The 2650-nt window shown below is 56.2% G+C and carries 2 protein-coding genes; one reads left to right on the top strand and one right to left on the bottom strand.

Annotated features, from left to right (window positions below; all coding sequences use genetic code 11):
- Positions 1–232 precede the first annotated feature (232 nt).
- Entirely contained in the window at positions 233–1198 is a 966-nt protein-coding gene (locus tag VHE58_00970; GenBank protein ID HVS25875.1) for an IS30 family transposase, read from the top strand.
- A 147-nt stretch (positions 1199–1345) separates the two neighbouring features.
- Here the strand turns inward: VHE58_00970 and VHE58_00965 are convergent, their stop codons facing one another.
- The gene (locus tag VHE58_00965; protein ID HVS25874.1) at positions 1346–2467 is read right to left on the bottom strand and encodes an IS4 family transposase; all 1122 of its coding nucleotides are present in this window, start codon (positions 2465–2467) and stop codon (positions 1346–1348) included.
- Positions 2468–2650: the final 183 nt, after the last annotated feature.

Raw genomic sequence — 2650 nt, 5'->3', positions numbered from 1 at the left:
TGAGAACTAATGCGCCAGCCGTAGGGCACGACAATCCCGAGCCCGGTTCCAGGAATCGGCTTCGAGGATTTGTTGCACCTGCTCACGGCCGTTCGTGGCCCGACTCGGAAGCATCTGAGAGCACTGACGATTTCCGCTTATTGGCGCGGATTCAACTCCGAAATGCATAAAATTAACCATTAAATCGGCGGTAATTTGAAAAGCCGATTAGACCTCCGGTCCGGGGGTCTAAATGGGCAAGCATTTAACGTATGAGCAGCGGTGTCAGTTGCACGCGCTGGATCGGCAAGATCTGACGCAAGAAGCTATCGCGGATAAGATCGGCAGCAACCAATCGGTCGTCAGCCGCGAGTTGAGGCGGAACCGCGGGTTACGAGGGTATCGGTTCAAGCAAGCGCAAATGAAGGCTGACGAACGCCGGATCGCTGCCAGCGCGCCGCCGCGCAAGATGACACCCGATGTTATTGCCGTCATCGAAGCCAAGCTCTGCGAAGAACAATGGAGCCCCGAGCAGATCAGCGGCTGGATGGCGGCGACGCAGAAAATCAGCGTCAGTCACGAACGCATCTATCAACACATCTGGGCGGACAAACGCGAGGGCGGCAAGCTCTATAAGCAGTTGCGCCGTACCGGAAAGAACTACAACAAACGTAAAGGCAAAACAGCCGGACGTGGTTTAATCCCTTGCCGCATCGACATTGACAAGCGTCCGGCGATTGTCGAACAACGGTCACGTATCGGCGATTGGGAAGCCGATACGATTGTCGGCGCCGAACACAAAGGCGCTATTCTCAGCCTGGTCGAAAGAGTCTCGCGCTACACGCTGCTGAAGAAACTCGATGCCGCGACGGCAGAAAAAACCAGTGCAGCCATCGTCACAAAAATGCAGCCGCATCAAAGGCTCGTCCACACGATCACTTCCGATAACGGCAAGGAGTTCGCCGGACATCAACGCGTCGCCAAGCAACTGGATGCCGGATTCTATTTTGCCAAGCCCTATCATGCGTGGGAGCGCGGCTTGAATGAGAACACCAACGGCCTCGTTCGCCAGTACTTCCCGAAAGGAACCAGCTTTGCTACAGTCTCGTCCGAAGAGGTCGAGCGCGTTCAAAATCTTCTCAACTCACGACCACGAAAAACTCTCGACTTCAAGTCACCAAATGAGGTCTTTTCCGCCGCCAAATTACCGCCGATTTAATGGTTAATTTTATGCATTTCGGAGTTGAATCCGCGTTCGCGGTTACGGCGGTTACCCATTCTTTGGTTTGATTGTATATAGCTACACGATTTTCGTATTATCCGGTGTGCAAGGAAAAGAGTCTGCGGATCCATCGTACTCGACTCCCTATCGGAACGCCAAGGAAAGCAAGGGCTTGATGGGGAGTTTTGAGGAGAAGAGTTGGCGGAGGAATTCGATTATTTGCGCGTGACTTGCGGCGAGGAAGATTTTGCGGAGCGTGTAGAGGCCGAGAGCGAACAGCGACCACGCGCGGCGGCCGTGTTTCTTGACCGGAATGGGATGCAGGCGCGCCATGGCGACACCGGTTTTCACCGTCAGCGCCACGGCGAAGGCCATGAGCGCGAGCAAGGTGCACAGTTTGTCCGGGTTGGTGAGGTGCGTGGCCTCCAGAGCGAAGCCCTTGGTCTTGAGATTTCCGAACATGGTTTCGATCGTCCAGCGTTGACGATAACGGGCGAGCGCGTGACGCGGCGGGCCGGAACAGGCCAAGGCCAGCAGCTCACCTGACGCGAGCCGCATCACCACGAGCCGCACCGGCGCCGACAGAGTCTCATTCTGGCGGCCGAGCCGGCAGCAACCTTTGATGATCATGCTTTCGCGGACTTTGAGATGCTGCGCGATGACCGAGATTGGCAGGGCCACATAGCCCTCGCGCAGGACGTACTGGTTTTCGCGCAGCCGCAGGATGAAAGGGATTTTTTCGCGCTGCAGATAGGCCATCCAGGCGTCGCCGATGAACTCGCGGTCCCCCATCAACGCCGCGATCTTCAGGTCCGGAAATGCCGCGCGCAGACGATCCAGAAGCTCGGTGCGCTCCGGCGTGTTCGAGTTCCCCGCCGTTGGCAGCAGCATCCATGACAGCGGAATGCCCATGCCGTTCCAGACCACCGAGATCATCAGGATGTTGATCGTGGTCTTGCCGAAATCCCAGTTCGTGCGATCGATCGCCAGCACCCACGGCTTGCCGGAAAGCCCCAGCAGGTCGACCACCACGCGCGCCGCCAGCGTGCCGTCCAGCCGCACGTACTGGAAGAACCGGTAGAACCGCCGCCGCACCGAGGCCGTCTGCGCCGCGCTCGCCACATACGCCGCCAGCCGCCACAGGCAGATCGTTCCATGCTGCATGATCAGAAGCGTCAGCCACGACAACGTCTCGCGTCTTGTGATCGACAGATCGATGTGTATTGCTACCGCCCTGGATAAGGCGTTCGAGAAAATCGATTGCATGAGCGCGGTCCTTCGCTGCCAGGCAAAGAATCGCTTTTATGAATCAACTCAACGCCTTATCCAACCGCGTCGAGTACTATGTGTTAAAACAATATAAACTATATGTTCGTTGCTTTATTGGTGTATTAGTGGCATTTCGTTGAAATATTATTTTAAAATTTGGTGTGCCTTTATTGCACTAGA

This window comes from Burkholderiales bacterium (assembly GCA_035543335.1).
Classification (GTDB): Bacteria; Pseudomonadota; Gammaproteobacteria; order Burkholderiales; family JAHFRG01; genus JAHFRG01.
This window is presented reverse-complemented; position numbering and strand designations above follow the sequence as displayed.